19 protein-coding genes are annotated in these 18,750 nt (G+C 57.8%); 10 read left to right on the forward strand and 9 right to left on the reverse strand.

Annotated features, from left to right (window positions below):
* Nucleotides 1-6: 6 nt before the first annotated feature.
* Nucleotides 7-363 (reverse strand): hypothetical protein, encoded by a 357-nt coding sequence (locus HY011_00140; protein MBI3421337.1) that lies wholly within the window; start codon nt 361-363, stop codon nt 7-9.
* 738 nt (nt 364-1,101) lie between these two features.
* Here HY011_00140 and nifJ point away from each other — a divergent pair.
* Entirely contained in the window at nt 1,102-4,653 is a 3,552-nt protein-coding gene (nifJ, locus tag HY011_00145) for a pyruvate:ferredoxin (flavodoxin) oxidoreductase (protein ID MBI3421338.1), read from the forward strand.
* A gap of 97 nt (nt 4,654-4,750) precedes the next feature.
* Nucleotides 4,751-5,746, forward strand: a complete 996-nt coding sequence (locus tag HY011_00150; protein MBI3421339.1) for a dihydroorotate dehydrogenase-like protein — start codon at nt 4,751-4,753, stop codon at nt 5,744-5,746.
* On the opposite strand, the gene glmM is transcribed toward HY011_00150, so the two are convergent.
* Nucleotides 5,743-7,113: a phosphoglucosamine mutase gene (glmM, locus tag HY011_00155; GenBank protein MBI3421340.1), complete on the reverse strand. Its 1,371-nt coding sequence runs from the start codon at nt 7,111-7,113 to the stop codon at nt 5,743-5,745. The two genes, HY011_00150 and glmM, sit on opposite strands and share 4 nt — an antisense overlap.
* Nucleotides 7,114-7,214: 101 nt before the next feature.
* Nucleotides 7,215-7,598, reverse strand: a complete 384-nt coding sequence (locus tag HY011_00160) for a nuclear transport factor 2 family protein (protein MBI3421341.1) — start codon at nt 7,596-7,598, stop codon at nt 7,215-7,217.
* A gap of 347 nt (nt 7,599-7,945) precedes the next feature.
* Here HY011_00160 and HY011_00165 point away from each other — a divergent pair, with 347 nt between their 5' ends.
* Nucleotides 7,946-8,641 carry a hypothetical protein gene (locus HY011_00165; protein ID MBI3421342.1) on the forward strand — a complete coding sequence of 232 codons (696 nt, stop codon included), beginning with the start codon at nt 7,946-7,948 and terminating at the stop codon, nt 8,639-8,641.
* An 83-nt stretch (nt 8,642-8,724) separates the two neighbouring features.
* Here HY011_00165 and HY011_00170 read toward each other — a convergent pair whose 3' ends face one another.
* The 3 genes from HY011_00170 to HY011_00180 form a co-directional block, all read right to left on the reverse strand.
* Nucleotides 8,725-9,084 (reverse strand): response regulator, encoded by a 360-nt coding sequence (locus tag HY011_00170; GenBank protein ID MBI3421343.1) that lies wholly within the window; start codon nt 9,082-9,084, stop codon nt 8,725-8,727.
* Between the two features lie 152 nt (nt 9,085-9,236).
* The gene (locus HY011_00175; protein ID MBI3421344.1) at nt 9,237-10,244 is read right to left on the reverse strand and encodes a DMT family transporter; all 1,008 of its coding nucleotides are present in this window, start codon (nt 10,242-10,244) and stop codon (nt 9,237-9,239) included.
* A gap of 69 nt (nt 10,245-10,313) precedes the next feature.
* Nucleotides 10,314-11,243, reverse strand: a complete 930-nt coding sequence (locus tag HY011_00180) for a site-specific DNA-methyltransferase (protein MBI3421345.1) — start codon at nt 11,241-11,243, stop codon at nt 10,314-10,316.
* Between the two features lie 234 nt (nt 11,244-11,477).
* On the opposite strand from HY011_00180, the gene HY011_00185 reads away from it, so the two are divergent.
* The 7 genes from HY011_00185 (at nt 11,478) to HY011_00215 (ending at nt 16,536) form a co-directional block, all read left to right on the forward strand.
* Complete coding sequence (locus HY011_00185) at nt 11,478-12,629, forward strand: radical SAM protein (GenBank protein MBI3421346.1); 1,152 nt, start codon at nt 11,478-11,480, stop codon at nt 12,627-12,629.
* Nucleotides 12,630-12,661: 32 nt separating this feature from the next.
* Complete coding sequence (locus HY011_00190; protein ID MBI3421347.1) at nt 12,662-12,877, forward strand: hypothetical protein; 216 nt, start codon at nt 12,662-12,664, stop codon at nt 12,875-12,877.
* Nucleotides 12,871-13,116: a hypothetical protein gene (locus HY011_00195; protein ID MBI3421348.1), complete on the forward strand. Its 246-nt coding sequence runs from the start codon at nt 12,871-12,873 to the stop codon at nt 13,114-13,116. Before HY011_00190 ends, HY011_00195 begins: the two co-directional genes overlap by 7 nt.
* Nucleotides 13,117-13,166: 50 nt before the next feature.
* Complete coding sequence (locus tag HY011_00200; protein MBI3421349.1) at nt 13,167-13,661, forward strand: hypothetical protein; 495 nt, start codon at nt 13,167-13,169, stop codon at nt 13,659-13,661.
* 81 nt (nt 13,662-13,742) lie between these two features.
* Nucleotides 13,743-14,972, forward strand: a complete 1,230-nt coding sequence (locus tag HY011_00205) for a hypothetical protein (GenBank protein MBI3421350.1) — start codon at nt 13,743-13,745, stop codon at nt 14,970-14,972.
* A 114-nt stretch (nt 14,973-15,086) separates the two neighbouring features.
* Complete coding sequence (locus HY011_00210) at nt 15,087-15,836, forward strand: 3-oxoacyl-ACP reductase FabG (protein MBI3421351.1); 750 nt, start codon at nt 15,087-15,089, stop codon at nt 15,834-15,836.
* Nucleotides 15,837-15,978: 142 nt separating this feature from the next.
* Nucleotides 15,979-16,536, forward strand: a complete 558-nt coding sequence (locus HY011_00215) for a phosphatase PAP2 family protein (protein MBI3421352.1) — start codon at nt 15,979-15,981, stop codon at nt 16,534-16,536.
* Here HY011_00215 and HY011_00220 read toward each other — a convergent pair.
* From HY011_00220 to HY011_00230, 3 genes are read right to left on the reverse strand one after another with little or no spacing between them, the layout of a single operon-like run.
* Nucleotides 16,502-17,827 (reverse strand): NCS2 family permease, encoded by a 1,326-nt coding sequence (locus tag HY011_00220; GenBank protein ID MBI3421353.1) that lies wholly within the window; start codon nt 17,825-17,827, stop codon nt 16,502-16,504. The genes HY011_00215 and HY011_00220 overlap by 35 nt on opposite strands.
* Nucleotides 17,828-17,829: 2 nt before the next feature.
* Nucleotides 17,830-18,078, reverse strand: a complete 249-nt coding sequence (locus HY011_00225) for a hypothetical protein (GenBank protein ID MBI3421354.1) — start codon at nt 18,076-18,078, stop codon at nt 17,830-17,832.
* A 3-nt stretch (nt 18,079-18,081) separates the two neighbouring features.
* Nucleotides 18,082-18,570 (reverse strand): hypothetical protein, encoded by a 489-nt coding sequence (locus tag HY011_00230; protein ID MBI3421355.1) that lies wholly within the window; start codon nt 18,568-18,570, stop codon nt 18,082-18,084.
* Nucleotides 18,571-18,750: the final 180 nt, after the last annotated feature.

The raw sequence follows: 18,750 nt of genomic DNA on the forward strand, positions 1-18,750 counted from the left end.
GCATTGCTATTGACCCGAGGCTTGTTGTTCGTCGTTCGGATTACGCGCGCGGGCACGCTTGTAGGCGGCGTTGGCGTTACGACGGGCCTGCTCCGGCGGCGGTTTCCCCGGGGGAGAAGCGGCCGGTTCAGCCTCGGCAAAACTGTTGATGCGCGTCAGGTCGGGCAGATAGTCGCGCAACATGATCCCTGCCGTAAAGGCCAGCCCGGCAGCCAGCAGCGCGGCAAACAAAATCATGCGGAACACCAGCCGCCGCACACCGGCGATGCCGGTCAACACGCTAAAGGCCAAATCAGAGACGAGCGCCGACCCATTTGAAATTTGTGGGGGCGCGGTTCTGATGATTCGCTGATTGTTTTTCATAATCCCTCCTTGCTCTGTTGTTGCGTCATTGGTTGCGTAGCCCTTTCATTTTCAGCCCGCCGTGTGCAGCGGCGGGCTTTGCGGCGGAGGCCGCGCCTCCGCCGCTTGGGTTGCGTTACAGATCACAAAAAGTCGCGGACGATTCCGATTCTGGCGTCTTTGTGCAGCTTTACTTTTCATCGTTACCTCCTTGCTCTTCCTGCTTATGGCATCTGCCGAATTTACCGGAGTTGCCATCTCCGCTTGACCTCGCGCCAGTCTATTTCAAGCACCGTGCCAAAGCCCGGCAGGTGCGAATAACGAGTGGCCAATACTGAATAAAACTCTTTATTGACGGGCATTTCGTCGAATGACGGGGAATTATTGCGGAGGCGCGGAGGGTTTAGCGGAAGCGGCTGCAAACCACAGCGGGTGATTGGGCAAGGAATGATTTCCGCGTTTCAGGGAATCCAATGACGTGCTAAAGCGTCCTTCAATTTTGCTGGCATGCTTAGGGTCAAAACCAATACGTGCCGATTCAGCGCTAACATCAACCCCCATCGCCTCTGGTTGAAATAATCCACACCTTCAGTGATCTGTAGCGCCAAAATACCGCTCGCTGGCTAGCCCCATCCCAGCCAGCCCTATTACGCACAGGCACGCCCTTTGCCCAAGAGAAGCCGTTGCGGACGGTTGCGCAATTCTCCACATCGAGACAACCGCCCGCGCGTAAATTCTCGCAGTGAAAGGCCCGCACCGATGACCAAACAATTTGTCACCCTCGACGGCAACGAAGCGGTCGCCGCCATCGCTTACCGGCTCAACGAAGTGATTGCCATTTATCCGATCACGCCCGCCTCGGCGATGGGCGAATGGGCCGACGCCTGGGCCGCGCAAGGCAGGACGAACCTCTGGGGCACCGTGCCCGCCGTGGTTGAGTTGCAAAGCGAAGGCGGTGCGGCGGGCGCGATTCACGGCGCGTTGCAAACCGGCGCACTGGCGACGACGTTCACGGCTTCGCAGGGGCTGCTGTTGATGATCCCGAATATGTACAAGATCGCGGGCGAATTGACGCCCACGGTCTTTCACATCGCGGCGCGCGCCTTGGCCGCCCAGGGGCTTTCGATTTTCGGCGACCACAGCGACGTGATGGCGGCGCGCGCGACCGGCTGGGCGATGCTGGCTTCGGCTTCGGTGCAAGAGGCGCAGGATTTCGCGTTGATTGCGCAGGCCGCGAGTTTGGAAACGCGGCTGCCGTTTCTGCATTTCTTTGACGGCTTCCGCACCTCGCACGAGATCGCCAAGATCGAATTGCTGGATGATGTGGTGCTGCGGGCGCTGATTGATGAAGCGCGCATTGCCGAACATCGCGCGCGCGCCTTGTCGCCCGATCATCCGGTCTTGCGCGGCACGGCGCAAAATGCCGATGTCTATTTTCAGGGCCGCGAAACGGTCAATCCGTTTTACGCCGCCTGCCCGGAGATCGTGCAGCGCCTGCTGGATCGTTTCGCGCAACTGACCGGGCGGCAATATCAGCTTTACGAATACCACGGCGCGCCCGACGCCGAGCGCGTCATCGTGCTGATGGGTTCGGGCGCAGAGGCCGCGCACGAGACGGTGGACTATCTGACGGCACAGGGCGAAAAGGTCGGCGTGCTGAAAGTCCGGCTCTATCGCCCCTTCGACGCCGCGCGCTTTGCCGCAGCGCTTCCCACTACCGTCAAATCCATTGCCGTGCTCGACCGTTGCAAAGAGCCGGGCAGCGCGGGCGAACCGTTGTATCTGGATGTGGTCAGCGGATTGTATGAAATGGGCGGCGCGCCCTTGCCTGCGATCATCAGCGGGCGTTACGGCCTCTCGTCCAAAGAGTTCACGCCCGCGATGGTCATGGGCATTTTCGATCATCTGACGAACGCGCAACCCAAACGCCACTTCACCATCGGCATCAACGACGACGTTTCGCACACCAGCCTGAGTTACGATCTGGCGTTTTCGACCGAACCTGACAGCGTCTTTCGCGCGGTCTTTTACGGCCTCGGTTCGGATGGCACGGTCGGCGCAAACAAAAACACGATCAAGATCATCGGCGAGGAAACCGCTCATTACGCGCAGGGTTATTTCGTTTACGATTCTAAAAAATCCGGTTCCGAGACAGTCTCGCATCTACGTTTCGGGCCGGAGCCGATTCGCTCGACTTATCTGATCAACCAGGCGAATTTCGTCGCTTGTCATCAGCCGGTCTTTCTGGAACGCAGTAATCTGCTGGAAACGCTGCGGCCCGGCGGCACCTTTCTGATCAACACAGCGCACGGCCAAGATGAAGTTTGGGCGCAACTGCCGCTGGCCTTGCAACAACAGCTCATCGCCAAACAAGCCAAGCTCTTCGTGATTGATGCGTACAGCGTGGCACGCGCTAGCGGCATGGGCCGACAAATCAATACGGTGATGCAGGTCTGCTTTTTCGCCATCACCGGCGTGATGCCGCGTGAAGAGGCGCTCGCCGCGATTCGCCATTCGATTGAAAAGAGCTACGGCAAAAAAGGCAGCGAGATCGTGCGCATGAATTTGCAGGCCGTCGAGGCGACGCTCGCGTTATTGCACGAAGTCAGCATTCCCGCCGCCGCCACCGCGCATAGCGCTTTGCCACCTACTGCGTTCGCGGCTGCACCGCCTTTCGTGCGCGATGTGCTGGGCACAATCAGCGCCGGACGCGGGCACGAATTGCCGGTCAGCGCTATGCGCTGCGATGGCACTTTCCCCACGGGCACGGCGCGCTGGGAGAAACGCAATCTGGCGCAGGAGATTCCCGTCTGGGATACGCAGGTCTGCATTCAATGCGGCAAGTGCGCGCTGGTTTGCCCGCACGGCGTCATCCGCATCAAGGTTTATGACGAAGCCAAACTGTGTGACGCGCCCGCGACCTTCAAAGCCTGCACGGCGAAAGACAAAGAATGGGCGGGCCAGCAATATACCATCCAGGTCGCGCCCGAAGATTGCACCGGCTGCGGCATTTGCGTGGATGTCTGCCCCGCCAAGAACAAATCGCAGGTGCGCCTCAAAGCCCTGAACATGGAGCCGCAAGCCCCGTTGCGAGTTGCCGAGCGCGCGAACTGGGACTTCTTTCTGAACCTGCCCGAAGTGGATCGCCGCCTGATCAAGATCAACAACATCCGCCAGCAGCAGTTGCAGGAACCGCTGTTTGAATTTTCGGGCGCGTGTTCGGGCTGCGGCGAAACGCCATATCTGAAGCTGCTCTCGCAACTCTTTGGTGACCGGCTGATCGTCGCCAACGCGACGGGCTGCTCCTCGATTTATGGCGGCAACCTGCCGACGACGCCTTGGGCCAAGAACGCCGAAGGACGCGGCCCGGCGTGGGCCAATTCCCTGTTCGAGGACAACGCCGAATTCGGCCTCGGCTTCCGCGTCTCGATTGATAAGCAGAAACAGTTTGCTGAAGAGCTGCTGCAACGGCTGGCGCGCGTGGTGGGCGAAGAGTTGGTTACGGCGATTTTGACCGCGCCGCAAAAGGACGAAGCCGACATTCACGAACAGCGCGCGCGGGTGGCCGCCTTGAAAGACAAGCTGGCCGCGCTCGATTCACCAGAAGCGCACCTGTTGTTGACGCTGGCCGATTTATTGGTGCGCAAAAGTGTCTGGATTGTCGGCGGTGATGGCTGGGCTTATGACATCGGCTTCGGCGGGCTGGATCACGTGCTGGCGAGCGGACGCAACGTCAAGGTGCTGGTGCTCGACACCGAAGTCTATTCCAACACCGGCGGTCAGATGTCCAAGGCCACACCGCGCGCCGCCGTCGCCAAATTTGCGGCGGGTGGCAAACCGGGACGCAAGAAAGACCTGGGCTTGATGATGATGAGTTACGGCAACATCTACGTCGCCAGTGTGGTGATGGGCGGGCGCGATGAGCACACGCTGAAAGCGTTTATCGAAGCTGAAAATTACGATGGCCCCGCGCTGATCATTGCCTACAGCCATTGCATCGCGCACGGCATCAACATGACCACAGCCATGCAAAATCAAAAGGCCGCCGTCAATTCTGGCCAATGGCTGCTGTATCGCTTCAACCCCGAATTGATGCACGCGGGCGAACATCCGCTCTCACTGGATTCGCCCGCCGTCAAAATGCCGGTCGAGCAATTCCTGCGGATGGAGAACCGCTTCCGCATGCTGTCGCAAAGCCATCCCGACGACGCGGCCCGCTTGTTCGCCGCCGCGCAAGCCGACGCCGATGCTCGGCGCAAATTTTACGAACACCTGGCAGCACACACGCCCCAACCAGCGCAAGGCGCGTGAAGCAAGTGATCGGCGCTCTCCCTCGTAGTAACGAATTTATTCGTTATCCGACGTGGCGAATAAATTCGCCACTACAAGGAAAGAATGAGGTGACAAAATGGATTTGACCACGAATTATCTGGGACTGAAGTTGCGCACACCGCTCGTGCCCTCCGCCTCGCCGCTCTCGCAAGACTTGGACAACCTGAAGCGTATGGAAGACGTAGGCGCGGCGGCCATCGTGCTGCATTCGTTGTTTGAAGAGCAGATCACGCACGAACGGCTCGAATTACATCATCACCTGACACAGGGCACCGAAAGCTTTGCCGAAGCGCTGAGCTATTTTCCCGAACCTGAGACGTTCCACTTCGGGCCGGATGCGTATCTAAATCACATCCGCCGCGCGAAAGAGGCCGTGGACATTCCGATCATCGCCAGCTTGAACGGCGCGACGCTGGGCGGCTGGACCGAGTTCGCACGCCAGATGGAAGAGGCCGGGGCCGATGCGCTGGAGTTGAACATTTACTACATCCCCACCGATCCTGATCTAACTGCAGCGCAAGTCGAACAAACCTATCTCGACATATTGCACGCGGTAAAAAGCGCCGTGCAGTTGCCCGTCGCGCTCAAACTCGGCCCGTATTTCAGCAACTTCGCGCAGGTGGCAAAACAGCTTGACGCTGCGGGCGCCGATGCGCTGGTGCTGTTCAATCGCTTCTACCAACCCGATTTTGATCTGGAGGCGTTGGAAGTGCGCACCAACATTCTTTACAGCAAACCACAGGCCTTGCGCTTACCGCTGCGTTGGATCGCGATTCTGTACGGACGGATTCATGCGCAACTGGCCGCGACGAGCGGCGTGCATTCGGCCATTGATGTCTTGAAGTTATTGATGGCGGGCGCGGATGTAACGATGCTTTGCTCAGTGCTCTATGAACGCGGGATTGATTACCTGCAAACCATTGAGCACAGCTTGTGCGAATGGATGGGGCAGCACGAATACGAGTCAGTGGCGCAAATGCGCGGCAGCTTGAGCCAGCAGCATTGCCCTGATCCGGCGGCGTTTGAGCGGGCGTTGTATTTGCGCGCCTTGCAGAGTTATCACGTCGTCTAGGCTGCCAACAAACGGGAAACCTTGGTAAAGACCGTATCAAGAATCGCGCGCGCCTGTGCCTCGTCACCCGCCTCCGCCACCAAACGAATGATCGGCTCGGTATTTGACCCGCGCACGTGCAGCCAGCCTTGCGGCAAAGTAACTTTGACGCCGTCGCGCAAGTCTTGTTCGTAGTCGGCGAACTCACGGCGAATCAGTTTCAGCACCTCGCTGATCTTGTCTGACGGGCATTCCAGCTTCTCTTTGACCATCCGGTAGCGCGGCTGTTCGGTCAGCAGTTGCGAAATCGTTTTGCCGCTCTCGGCCAGCAGATGCAGGATCAACGCCATTCCCACGTGACTGTCGCGGCAAAAATTGATCTTCGGATAGATCACGCCGCCGTTGCCTTCGCCGCCGATGACCGCGCCCGTCTGTTGCATCAACTCGGTCACATTGGCCTCGCCGATTTTGGAACGATGCAGCGTGCCGTTGAACAGCCGCACAACATCATCCATCGCCATGCTGGTTGAAAGATTCGTCACGACCACACTGTTTGGGCCCGGCGTTTTGCCGAGCACGTAGTGCGTCGCCAGTACCAGCGTATTGTCTTCGCCAACGGGTTCGCCGCATTCAGCCACAACCGCCAGACGGTCGGCGTCCATGTCCTGCGCGAAGCCAGCCACCGCGCCGCTGTCTTTGACCAATTGGCACAGTGCGCCGATGTTCTCGGCGATGGGTTCAGCCCCGCGCGGGAACAAACCGTCCGGCGTCGTGTTGATGCTGACGACTTCAGCGCCAAGCGCCGCCAGCAACTGCGGCGCAAGCTGCGAACTCGCGCCGTTGCAGGAATCGAGCGCGACTTTGATTTTTTGGGGAGTGGGCGGAAGCGGGCCAACCACGTCGAGGATGGCTTTGATGTGCAACTCAGCAGCACCGGTGAAGCTTTCGACCTGCCGCATCTCAGCGCCGACGACTTTGGTGTAATCGCCCTGGTGATAAATATCGAGCAACTCGCGCGCCTGGCCTGCGCTCAGGAACAAGCCGTCCGCGCCGACGAATTTCAGCGCATTCCATTCCGCCGGATTGTGGCTGGCGGTGATGGCGATGCCGCCGTGCGCTTTGCGCTGCCGCACCAGCAATTGCACGGTCGGCACGGGCACGATGTCGAGATCAATCACGCGGCAACCGCTGGATACCAAGCCGGCGATCACCGCCTGGCGCACCATCTCGCCCGACGTGCGCGTGTCGCGCCCGATGACGATGGTGCCGGAACCGGCGTAGGTGCCGAAGGCCTGGGCAAAACGTGTGAGCAGCGTCGGCGAAAGCGAATCGCCGATGACGCCGCGCACACCGGAGATGCTGATTTTGAGGGAAGGGATTGCGCGCATATTCATCCTCTGAAGGTAGAAGCGATGCTGACTACAACTCGCTTTCTAAAGCTTCCAGACGAATTGCGCAACCAAGGCTCGTAAGACAGTGCGTGTAGGGCTTAACCCATCAGTTCCGCCATCATTGCCGCCGGATTCCAGTACCCTTTGCACATTTGAATCGTGCCCGCTTCGTTGAGAACGAAAACATCTATGCCCGCGAAGCTTACCGTGCGGCCATTCTTGCCCGTGCCGGTGGCTGTCCATTTCACGCCCGCTTCGTTGCCGACGGGATGGATTTCAGTGGCACGCATCTCGATTTGTGCAAAGCCGCCCGCGATGCCGTTGAAAAACATGCGCAAGGCGTCGTGCCCGACGAGCGGCGGATTGCCCGGTTCATAGCTGGTCGCGTCGGCGGCAAACGTGGCGACCCAGCGGTCAGCGTCGAGTGCGCAGACGGCGTCAAAATATTCATTGATAGCGTTGGTGACAGTTTCGGCAGTCATGATGTTCCTCCTGAAAGCGGTTGCCTGAGATTGAATTCCACCCTGCTTACGGGCGCTGCACAATAAACAGATTCATCGGCGCGACGGCGTGGATTAATTTCGCCGCCGGATTTTTTGCTTGCCGCACGCAACGGCCAATCGCTATAGTGCGGGCGCTTTGCGCATTCAAGTAGCGTCAAGCAGCCTGCAAACAACGCATCCCAACCACCTTGATGAAATCTTCCGCGACAAATCGCTGGTCACGCCGCGCGTTGCTGACTTGTCAGTGCGTGCTGCTGGGGCTGTGTTTAGGAAGGCTCCTGCCGTCACTTGCCGCCGCGCATCCTGGCGCAAACGATCCGCCTGCAATGGCCCCATCTACGGCGTTGGTCACGGTCAATGCGGCCAGTTATGCGCCCCGTTTGGCACCGGGAGCGATTGCCGCGCTCTTTGGCACGAAGTTGACCGAACGCGCCCAGGTTGCCGCCACCATTCCGTTGCCGACCAACCTGGATGGTTTGGGTGTGCGGTTGATAGACAGCCAGAACGCGGTCTTTTCGGCGCCGCTCTTTTTCATCTCGCCGGGCCAGATCAATTACTTGCTGCCTGATCAAATTGCGCTGGGCGAGGCGCGCATCTTCGTCATTCGCGAAACCGAGTTGATAGCGCAAGGCACGCTGCTGATCACCAATTCCGCGCCCGCCTTGTTTACCTTCTCTTCCAACGGCAAAGGCATACCGACAGCGCTGACGACGTTTGATGGCGAGAACTTTGCTTCGGTGACTGACGCGAAAGGCGGGTGGCGCACGGTCGAACCGAGCACAGATCAACGCGCGAATTTCCTGCTGCTCTTCGGCACGGGCTTTCGTCACGCCAAAAAGTTGCGGGTGCAGATTGGCGAAGTTGAGCTTAAGCCGGTCTATGTTGGCGCGCAAGGCATCTTGGCTGGCTTGGATCAAATCAATCTGGCCTTGCCACCTGACTTAACCGGGGGCTTGGTCAAGTTGCAAATCATCAGTGACGGCTACACCAGCAACGTCGTGCAATTGCAACTGGCCGATTAACCACAACACGATTCAGAAAAACAAAAAGGCGCAGGCCGGAAGCTTTTCCCGCCTGCGCCTTTTTGTTTTTCCCGACAGCCGATTTAAGCTACGGCCAAGCGCCGCACCGCTTCGATTAGATCGTCTATCTCATAAGGCTTTTCAATAAAGGCGTCGGCGGAATCCTGCACCAGCCGCGCGCGTTCGCTATTGTGCTGGCCGCTAACTGCCAGCACCTTGATGCCTGCGAACCCCGGATCGGCTTTCAACCGCCGCGTAGCTTCGACGCCGTCCATCACGGGCATGTCCAAATCCATCACGATCACGTCGGGGCGTTCCAGCGCCACCGCTGAAATAGCTTCCAGCCCATTGCTGGCCTGGCGCACGTCATAATCATCCTCCAGCGCATACAGGAGCATCCGCCGCACGCCTTCCAGATCATCTACGATGAGGACCTTCGTCACAGAATCACCTCAGTTCCTTTTCGTGTAGCTTGCGTATAGGTGAGCGCGAGCCGTAACTCGCAGGACAAGCCGAGTCCGGTCAGCCTTGGGGGAAAAGTGTCGGGGTCAGACAACGGATTATAACCAACGTGCGGAGAATTAACAGGGCTGGCTCAAGCGCCGAATTCGCGCTGCTCTTCGATGCGTAGCTTTTCCGCGCGGGCTGCGGCAGCACGCTGGGCGGCCTTGCTGAGCAAGCCAAGGCGTGAAAGCGTCACACCGGCAACGATCAGCAAAGCGCCGAGCGCGCTGCGTCCGCTCAGTTTCTCGCCCAAGATGAGCGCGGCAAAGAGCGCGGCCATCACCGGTTCGAGCGCATAAAACAAAGCGGCATGCGCGGGTGCGACTTTGCCTTGCGCCCAGGTTTGTACGAGTGCGGCAACGAAGGTCACGAGCAAAGCCATATAGCCGATTTGCGCCATCGTAGCCGTCGTCAAATGATTCGGGCGCGCTTCCAAAGCCAGCAATTGGGTCAATGGCCCACTGGACGCGGTGACCGCAAACTTGCTCAATACGAGGTGCGCTAAAACTGCCAACACGGCGACCACGATAACTTGCCAAGCCGCCAGCAAGTGGATTTCGCTTTGCCGCGCAAAGGCGCTGGTTGCGGCGATATGCGCGCCCCAGGCCAGCGCGGCGCACAGGATCAGGCCATCGCCCCAATTGAACGTTGCGCCCGTTTGCGGATAGCTCAACAGCGCGAAGCCCGTGACGGCGATGAGCAAACCAGCCAGATTGTCCCGTGTGGGATGCAGCTGGAAAAACAGCCACGCCAGCAACGGGGTGAAGACCAGATACAAACCTGTAATAAAGCCTGCTTTGGAAGCCTGGGTAAAAACCAGTCCGGCGGTGTAAAAGCTGATGCCCGTGAAGCTACAGACGCCTAACAATAATCCTTGGCGTATGGCTTGGCGACTGCTGCGCCGCAACGGCCCGGCATAAACCAGGGCAAACAGCACTGCCGCGATCCCAAACCGCAGACCGGTGTAAAAAAAGGGCGTATGCGAGAGCAGTACATTTTTGGTGATGACATGCGACGTGCCCCACAGCAGCGCCAGCGCCAACAGAGCGGCATCAGCGCGGGCATCGGGGACGTGCGATTGGTGCGTGGCAGGCTTCATGCAATCAATAATTTCGTTGGATACGTTGACAGGCACAATAGCCGATGGCGCGCCCGCGTCGCAAGCAGGTCAAATTTGCCCCAATTCACGCGCAAACGGATTGCTATCCTGCCAACCCGTCTTGCCCGTGCGGCGATAATGTTCCAGCCGCCGCCGCGCAACTTCGGCAAAGAGCGGATCAATATCCATTGTCAGACAGCGCCGTCCGGTCAATTCGCACGCCAAGAGCGTCGTGCCTGAATGGGCGAAGAAATCAAGCACGACATCGCCCGGTTGCGAACTGGCTTCGATAATGCGCGTAATGGCCTTGAGCGGCTTTTGCGCGTAACAGCCGTTGACGTTCTCTGCCATACGGTAAAAGACTTGTTGCACATCAATCCAGACATTGCCCGCGCGTAAGGTCGGGGCTTTGCCGCGCGCGGCATTCTCGGTACGTTGCCCACCGACTTCTTTGAAATAGCCGCGCAGTGTTTTTGGCAGATCGGTGTATTGCGGCGTAAAAGGCGGCTTGCCTTTGGTGTAATAGAGCAACTCCTGCCGCACGCTCATCCAGTTTTGCTGTGTGCCGTAACCGCGTTGGTTGCGCAACGTGATGAAGCTGCGCGCAGTAAAACCGGTCGCGCGCATCATCAGCATGATTTCAGGCAAGGGTGCAAAATCAGCGCGCTGATCGGCGCCCAGCCACAGATACAAACTGCTGTCCGCCGCCAACACCTGTTCGGTGTGGTGAGTGACCCGCGCGCACCAAGCGGTGAACTCATCCACCTTGCGCTGTTCAAACGCGATGAAGTTGTAGGGTACATCGTGAATCGCCAGCACAGCGCGTTGCCGACCGCACAGCTTTTTCACGTCTGCCCATTGCGCCGCATCCAGGCAGCCGAGGCGATGCCCTTGGCGCTTGTCCTGCCAGATTTCGCCGGGTTGCAGACGGCAGAGCGGCAGCAGTTTTTCACGGATTTCGGACGGATGATCCAGGCGCGGCAGTGGGTGGTGAAACATCAGGCTCAAGCCTGGGTACGCACGCATCCTTGCGTGCGATCTTGGCAAAAGGCGGATAGATGCCGAAGGGAATCCTTTCAGCCTCAAGCCATCTGACGCCAAAGCAGCACGTTCACGAAGCGTGCGTACCCAGGGGAAAATTAGTTTGACTTTGCGTTGGCGGATAACGCTAAATACTTCGCTTAGTTACCACAACGCATTCAAATTGAAGCGGCGTATCTGAAAGAGAGCCTTATGGATTACAACCTGGAATTAGTCAAACGCTATGGCAAAGTGTTGCTGGGCGGCGTGACCTCGCCCGTCATCTTGAACATTCTGATCACCTCGGTCTGCGACATGCGCTGCTCGCACTGCTTCTATACCGAAGAACTCGACGACAAGCCGCGCAAAAAACTGCAAATGACCACCGCCGAACTGCAACGCATTAGCGAAACGCTCGGCGGCAGCCTGCCGATTCTGATCATCGCGGGCGGCGAGCCTTTCACCCGCAAAGACCTGCCCGAAGTCGTGCGCGCCTTTTACGAAAACAACCAGTTGGAATCGGTCTACCTGATGTCGAACGGCGGCATCCAGCAGCGCATCATGCCCGATGTGCAACGCATCCTGGACGAATGCCCGAAGCTCAACGTCACTGTCGCGCTCGGCATTGACGGCCTGAAAGAAGACCACGAAAAGATTCGCGGCAAAGCTGGCAGTTGGGACAAGGCCATCTCGACCGCGCGCCAGTTGCAGGAAATCCAACGCGAGATTCCGCGCCTGGACGTGCAGACCTGCACCTGCTTTATGAACTCGAATCAGGAGCGCATCTTCGACTGGTACGACTTCCTGCGCCACGAACTGAAGCCCGACAAGATCAACGTCAATTACATCCGCCCGCCCTCCAAAGACGCGCGTGAGTTGAACATTGACCTCAACCGTTACCGCCAGCTTTCGGCGCTGATTGACGACGATTCGCAGCATGGCGTCATCAAGAACCACTACAAAGGCAAGGGCGGTTACTTCAAAGCGGCGGTGGATATTTACATGCACGAACTGATCGCGCGCACCGAAGAGCAGCACAAAGCCCAATTGCGTTGCCACGCGGGCACGACGGGCGGCGTGATCTATGACGAGGGCACCGTGTCTAGTTGCGAGAAGCTCGACCCCATCGGCAACTTGCGCGATTACAACTGGGATTTCTGGGCGCTCTGGAATTCGCCGGAGATGAAAGTGCGGCGCGCGCACGTCAAAGATGGCTGCTATTGCACGCACGAATCGAATTGTTATTACCCGTCGCTGGCGTTTAATCCGAAGCACTTGATTCAGATCAAGAAGCTGGAGCGGCAGTTGAAGAAGTCGCATCGGGGCGAGGTTGATGGCAAAATGATTCCAGCCAACGCTGTTTAGCTGTGGCCAACCAACTGAAAGGAGTCAAGACAATGAACGAACCGATTAAGGCTGAATCCGGTGAGCAGCTTTTTCCATTTACGCTTGAGCAAGCAGAGGCGGTAGGCCTCGGTGAATTTCTGCGCGCCGCAAACACTGAGTTGGCAGGCATTCTTCAGCGCATCGCCGCCTCCCGCGAAGAGAGCGCTCGACTCGCCGCCCAGAGTGAGGAAGTGATGAGTAAGCTCCGGAAGGATTGGCTATGTTAAAAGACTTCTTCGCTTTCTTTCAGCACACGCTGACGGTGGCAAAAGACCACGAACGGCTGCGGAAAGACATTGAGCAACTCGAGCGCACACAGGTTGAGCACGGATTGTTGCTGCAACGGCTGGCCGACCAAATCATCATGAACCAACGGCACGACCAGGATGCGCGGGAGAAACTGGCGTTGCAGCTTCAAGTTGAACTGCTCAAGTTTGAAAAGCGTTTGCCACCTGCTGACAAATAATGATGGTAAAAAATCACCTGCGCAAAAGGTATTAACTAGAGGGGTTTATCATGTGGAATCCTCTGCAACACAGCGACGAAGAGAATACGCTCTGGAGTTGGTTAAGAGCCGTTGAGTGGGGACGATGGCCGATTTTCATGTCCCAGCCATTGGCTCCGATAGCATTGCTATTTTTATCGTGGAAAGCAGTTGTTCTTGTAGTTGTCACCTTAAATATTTTGTGGGCAATGTTGATAAGGTACAACTTCGTTAGCGTCAGCGCAGCAGATTTTGGAGTGATTTTTATAAGGTTGAAATGGCTTGTTTGCCCTATGACCTGTTTCTATCTCTACCACAACGGCGAAACTACCAAAGCCGCGGTCGCTTTATTTTGGCCTCTTATCATTTTTGTTATTGGCATCATTCCAACCGTCCAGGTAGGCAGGATTCAAAAGATGTTTATGTATAGGTTGGGTTATGAATTTAGTGAATCAGGGATAAAACCGAAAGACCAAAAACAAAGTGATGCTACTCAAATGTCAAATTTATTTTTCGGTGACCATTAAAAACCCTTTGGGGGTGAAAATCACTCGTAATCCAATGCATATTTCAGAGTGGATGTTAGACGTTGATTGTGACAGGTAACTATGACCAGCGAAACCACCCCCAAATTTCTCATCATCACCTCTGACACCGGCGGCGGCCACGCCTCTGCCGCCAGTGCGATTGCGGACGGCTTGAAACGCTTTGCCGCGCCGGAGTGTCTGGTCAATATCGCGCGCGCCATTGAGGAATCGCACCTGCTCGCGCAGAAGTGCGCCGATTTTTATAACTACCTGCTGCGCCATCATCAGCCGTTGATGAAGTATTACTACTGGGCCATCGAACGCTTCCGCCCCAACGAATCAAACTTTATCTATCGGGTGACTTCGCGTTATGTGAAACAGTTGTTCGAGAAATACTGCCCGCAGGTGGTCGTCTCGGTACATCCGATGACGCAGCACTTCTTTGGGCGGGCCTTGCGCGAATTGGGGCTGCTCGACCGCATTCCGCTGGTCACAGTCGTGACCGATCCTTGCTACGGATTTTGGCGTGGCTGGGCTTGCGAAGAAGTCAGCCTGTACCTGGTCGCCACCGAAGAAGCCCAACAGCAACTGCTGGATTACGGCGTGCCGGCGGAGAAGATCAAAATTTGCGGCATCCCGATTCATCCGAAATTTCAGCACCAAACTGATGATGAGCGCACCGCCGCGCGCGCCGAGCTTGGGCTTGATCCTGAAAAGTTCACGATGTTCATCAACGCCGGTTGGGTCGGCGGCGGCAATATCCCGCGTATCTTTGAACAGATGGTCGAACAGGGCGAGCAGTTAAAAAACGCCCAGGCCGTCTTTCTGGCTGGACGTAATGAACCGTTGCGCGCACAGATCACCAGGCTGGCGCAGCGCGCCGCTTTCCCGACCAAAGTCATCGGCTATACCAACGCGATGGAAAAATTGATGGGCGCAGCAGATGTGATGGTCTCTAAGCTGGGCGGGCTGACGACGTTTGAGGCGTTGGCTTCGCGCTTGCCGATCATTGCCGACACGACGACTCCGCCCATGCCGCAGGAATCGCAGACGGCCGGTCTGGTCGCGCGCCATCGCGCGGGGATTTTGCTAAACCAGACCAAAGACATCGTGCCGATCATGCGCCGCTTGCTAAACGATCCGGCCGAACACGCGGCCATGAAACTGGCGGCGGCGAAAATTGCAATTCCCGATGCCACCCAACGCATCGTCAAAGAGTTGATGAAAAAAGTCGAAGAGCACAACCCCATCAAACCTTTCATCAAACCGCTGGCCAAACCGGCGGTTGAATTGGAGGCCGAACGCGGCTAACACCAAATCGCACCACACGCTTCGCGCGTCTCCTCGGCAGCGGCTTTCTTGTCACTGACCACTACGCTATCATCCCGCCTTCTTTTCGGCATCTTCCAAACTTACTACTCAACTATGGGACTCTTACTCGAAGGGAAAAAGGCACTCATCACTGGCGGCACGCGCGGCATCGGACGCGCGCTTTGCGAAATCTTCGCCCGCGAAGGCGCGGACATCGCTTTCAATTATAACCTGCGTGACGACCTGGCCGCCGAGGTCATCGCCAAGGTCGAAGCGTTGGGCCGCCGCGCACTGGCCTTCAAAGTGCCCGTCACCGACCGCCCCGGCATCAACAAAATGGTGCGCCACATTCGCGAAGAGTTTGGCCGCATTGACGTGCTGGTCAACAACGCCGCCATCAATCGCGGTGACATCTTCGCCACCACCACCCCGCACGCCTGGGACGAAGTCATCAATACCAACATCAACGGTGTTTTCAACGTCACCAAGCCCGTCTTCAAAATCATGCTGCGCCAGCGCGCCGGCAACATCCTGAACCTGACCAGCATCGGCGCGATCCGTTCGCTGCCGACCGCCGTGCATTACGCCACGTCCAAAGCCGCCATCATCGGTTTCACCAAATGCCTCTCGCGCGAAGCCGCGCCTTTCGGTGTCACGGTCAACGCGATTGCCGCCGGCCTCTTCGACACGGACCTAGCCGACGCGCTGCCAGCGCGGTTGATGGAAATGCATAAGGTCTGGGTCGCGCGCAACCGCCTGGGCCATCCCGAAGAGCTGGCCGAATTCGCCGCGTTCATGGTTTCAGATCGCAACAGCTATATGGTCGGCGAAGTCGTAACGGTGGATGGCGGTAGTGTGACGTGATGCTTGCGGCTTGCGTGCTATAAGGCTTACGCAAAGTTGCAGACAAACGTGACACAAGAGCATGGAGTTCAGGCTTCAGCCTGTGTGCACGCTCTCCAACACAGGCTGAAGCCTGAACTCCATGCTCTTGTGCGTAAGTCCTATGCTGAACCCAATCGCCGAATTTGATCGCACCTTCAGCCTGTGGGTTCACTCGCGCGCGCAACCCTGGCTGGATGCCTGGATGAGCGCGCTCACGCGCGGCGGCGAGCCGCGGACGTTATTGCTCTTTGCCTTGCTGTGCGGCGCGTTCCTGCTCATCCGGCAGCGGCGCAAACGCGATCCCGCGCTGTTGTTGCTGGCTTTCAGCCTGAGCTATCTGATCAATCCCCAACTCAAACTCTTTTTCCAACGCGCCCGCCCGCAACTCTGGGACACCCTCATTGTGCGGCCTGGCGATTACAGCTTCCCCAGTGGACACGCAACGTCGTCAATGGCAGTGTATGGCATGGTGGCGCTACTGCTGGCGCAAGCATGGCCGCGGTGGCGTTGGTATTTTTGGTTGAGCGCGGCCTTGTTGATCTCGCTGATTGGCTTCAGCCGCGTCTATCTCGGCGTGCACTGGCTGACCGATGTGCTGGGCGGATTCATGCTTGGCGGCGCGCTGGTTTACGCCATCGCCTTCCTCATTCGCCACTCAAATAAACATAACGCAAAATAAACAGCACCGCTAACACATACACCATCGGACTCGCCTCGCGCGCCCGCCCCGTCAACACTTTCAGCAGGGCATAAAAGATAAAGCCCAGCGCCAAGCCATTCGCAATCGAAAACGTCAGCGGCATCGCCAGCAAAGTCAGAAACGCGGGCAAGGCTTCGGTCAAATCGTCCCATTTGATCGAGAGCACGGAGCGGATCATCAACGCGCCCACCAGCACCAAGGCCGGCGCCGTCGCAATCGGCGGAATCGCTCCGGCAAGCGGCGCAAAAAACGTCGCCAGCAAAAACAGAAACGCGACGACAACTGCTGTCAAACCGGTGCGCCCGCCTTCGCTCACGCCGGTCGCGCTTTCGATATATGTCACCACCGTCGAAGTCCCAAACAGCGAACCGGCAATCGTCGCAATCGCATCGGCCAGCAAGGCGCGATTAACGCGCGGCAGTTTGCCCTCCGCCGTCAAATAGCCCGCCTGCTGCCCCAAGCCCATCAGCGAACCAATCGTGTCGAACATGTCCACGAACAGAAACACGAAGACGATGTCGAGCAGCCCCACGCGCAACGCGCCGCGAATATCCAGTTGCAAAAACGCCGACTGCCAATCCGGTTTTTGAATCAATGCCGTCGGCGGTTTCGCCACGCCCAGCGCCATCGCCGCCACGGTCACGGCCAGAATGCCGATGATGATCGCGCTCTTGTAGCCGCGCGCCATCAGCGCCGCCGTTAGCAACAAACCAATCAGCATCAGCACGACCGGCTTCGACGTGATGTGCCCCAGCGTCACAAAGGTCGCGGGCGAAGCGATCACGATGCCCGCGTTCTTCAACCCGATAAACGCGATGAACAGGCCGATGCCCGCCGCCACCGAGGTTTTCAATGTCAGCGGAATCGCATCCACGATCAACGTGCGAATGCGCGCCAGCGTTAAGACCAAAAACACTACGCCAGAGATGAACACCGCGCCCAACGCTACGCGCCAATCGTGCCCCAGCCCTTTCACCACGGTGTAAGTGAAATAGGCGTTCAGCCCCATCCCCGGCGCTAGCGCGAAGGGATAATTCGCCAGCACGCCCATCAACAGCGATCCCACCGCCGAGGCCAGACACGTCGCAAACAAAGCGCCGGCAAACGGCACGCCCGCTTCGTTCAGAATCGCCGGGTTGACGAAGATGATGTAAGCCATCGTCAAAAACGTCGTAACTCCGGCAGCAATCTCGGTGCGGATGTCGGTGCCGTGCGCCGAAAGCTCGAAGAAACGTTCGAGCCTGGCTTGGCAAGAAGTGATAGCAGTCATAGTCAATCCATGAATTCCGCGAGCACAGGCACATCATTGCGCGGCAACAATGCCAATGCCGCTGCAATCACACGGTGTTGCAATTCGACATTGTTCGGCGCGCCCAGCGGAAACCCCAGCGGGAACGGCACAAACAACGTGCGGGGCGGTTTGATAATCGCGGCGACCTCACGCAACAACGACAGCGAAACTGTTGTGATCCCTGCGCGTTCGAGCGCCGCTTGCACCAGACCGACCGTCTGGTTGCACATCGGTCAGACGGGCGTCAGCAACGCCACTTCGACACCATCGTCGCGCAACCTGCGCGCCACCGCCGGGGCCGTCTCTTCAATCAATTTGCCGGGGCCGACAATCGAACCCATAAAACTGAAATGCCGATAGTTCAACGCGCCGATTACGCCCTGCGCCGTCAACTCACGAAACCGTTCGAGCGGGAAGGCCAGATTGCGGTCGGCCTCGATGCCCGTGTGGTCAAAGGCGTAGCTGCGATGCGATTCGATCAGCGTCGGCACATCCACGTCATTCGGGATTTCCCGAAATGACGTATCGCCCATTTTGATCGAATGATCGAACTCAGCCTGTTCAGGTGTACGCAATCCGGCGGTCGTGACGAGGGCCACGCGCGCTTGGCTGAGCGGCTTCCGCAACGGCGCGCACGGCACGGGGTCAAGCGTGTAGCGCGCGAACGGATAGCCTTTCATAAACAGCCTGACGTGCAGGCTGAGATCGTCGTAAGTTGCCATTTTTTTGTGAGATGAACGTGCTCGAACTGCGCGTCGTGTTTCTAGCACAGCCCTTAGGCAATGCCAACGTTGACCTGAGCAAGGCATTCCCAATTCTTCATTCGCCATTCTACCTTCTCTTGCAGGAGGGCCCTCTCCAACAGCCTGCCTACTGCAAGAGAATGGAGAATGGCGAATGGA

Source organism: Acidobacteriota bacterium (assembly GCA_016196035.1).
GTDB lineage: Bacteria > Acidobacteriota > Blastocatellia > RBC074 > RBC074 > JACPYM01.

What these genes read in the sequence shown, in the direction of transcription:
- HY011_00140 (MBI3421337.1), bottom strand. Translation starts at nt 363, where the DNA reads ATGAAAAACAATCAGCGAATCATCAGAACCGCGCCCCCACAAATTTCA.
- nifJ (MBI3421338.1), top strand. Translation starts at nt 1,102, where the DNA reads ATGACCAAACAATTTGTCACCCTCGACGGCAACGAAGCGGTCGCCGCC.
- HY011_00150 (MBI3421339.1), top strand. Translation starts at nt 4,751, where the DNA reads ATGGATTTGACCACGAATTATCTGGGACTGAAGTTGCGCACACCGCTC.
- glmM (MBI3421340.1), bottom strand. Translation starts at nt 7,113, where the DNA reads ATGCGCGCAATCCCTTCCCTCAAAATCAGCATCTCCGGTGTGCGCGGC.
- HY011_00160 (MBI3421341.1), bottom strand. Translation starts at nt 7,598, where the DNA reads ATGACTGCCGAAACTGTCACCAACGCTATCAATGAATATTTTGACGCC.
- HY011_00165 (MBI3421342.1), top strand. Translation starts at nt 7,946, where the DNA reads ATGGCCCCATCTACGGCGTTGGTCACGGTCAATGCGGCCAGTTATGCG.
- HY011_00175 (MBI3421344.1), bottom strand. Translation starts at nt 10,244, where the DNA reads ATGAAGCCTGCCACGCACCAATCGCACGTCCCCGATGCCCGCGCTGAT.
- HY011_00180 (MBI3421345.1), bottom strand. Translation starts at nt 11,243, where the DNA reads ATGTTTCACCACCCACTGCCGCGCCTGGATCATCCGTCCGAAATCCGT.
- HY011_00185 (MBI3421346.1), top strand. Translation starts at nt 11,478, where the DNA reads ATGGATTACAACCTGGAATTAGTCAAACGCTATGGCAAAGTGTTGCTG.
- HY011_00190 (MBI3421347.1), top strand. Translation starts at nt 12,662, where the DNA reads ATGAACGAACCGATTAAGGCTGAATCCGGTGAGCAGCTTTTTCCATTT.
- HY011_00195 (MBI3421348.1), top strand. Translation starts at nt 12,871, where the DNA reads ATGTTAAAAGACTTCTTCGCTTTCTTTCAGCACACGCTGACGGTGGCA.
- HY011_00200 (MBI3421349.1), top strand. Translation starts at nt 13,167, where the DNA reads ATGTGGAATCCTCTGCAACACAGCGACGAAGAGAATACGCTCTGGAGT.
- HY011_00205 (MBI3421350.1), top strand. Translation starts at nt 13,743, where the DNA reads ATGACCAGCGAAACCACCCCCAAATTTCTCATCATCACCTCTGACACC.
- HY011_00210 (MBI3421351.1), top strand. Translation starts at nt 15,087, where the DNA reads ATGGGACTCTTACTCGAAGGGAAAAAGGCACTCATCACTGGCGGCACG.
- HY011_00215 (MBI3421352.1), top strand. Translation starts at nt 15,979, where the DNA reads ATGCTGAACCCAATCGCCGAATTTGATCGCACCTTCAGCCTGTGGGTT.
- HY011_00220 (MBI3421353.1), bottom strand. Translation starts at nt 17,827, where the DNA reads ATGACTGCTATCACTTCTTGCCAAGCCAGGCTCGAACGTTTCTTCGAG.
- HY011_00225 (MBI3421354.1), bottom strand. Translation starts at nt 18,078, where the DNA reads ATGTGCAACCAGACGGTCGGTCTGGTGCAAGCGGCGCTCGAACGCGCA.
- HY011_00230 (MBI3421355.1), bottom strand. Translation starts at nt 18,570, where the DNA reads ATGGCAACTTACGACGATCTCAGCCTGCACGTCAGGCTGTTTATGAAA.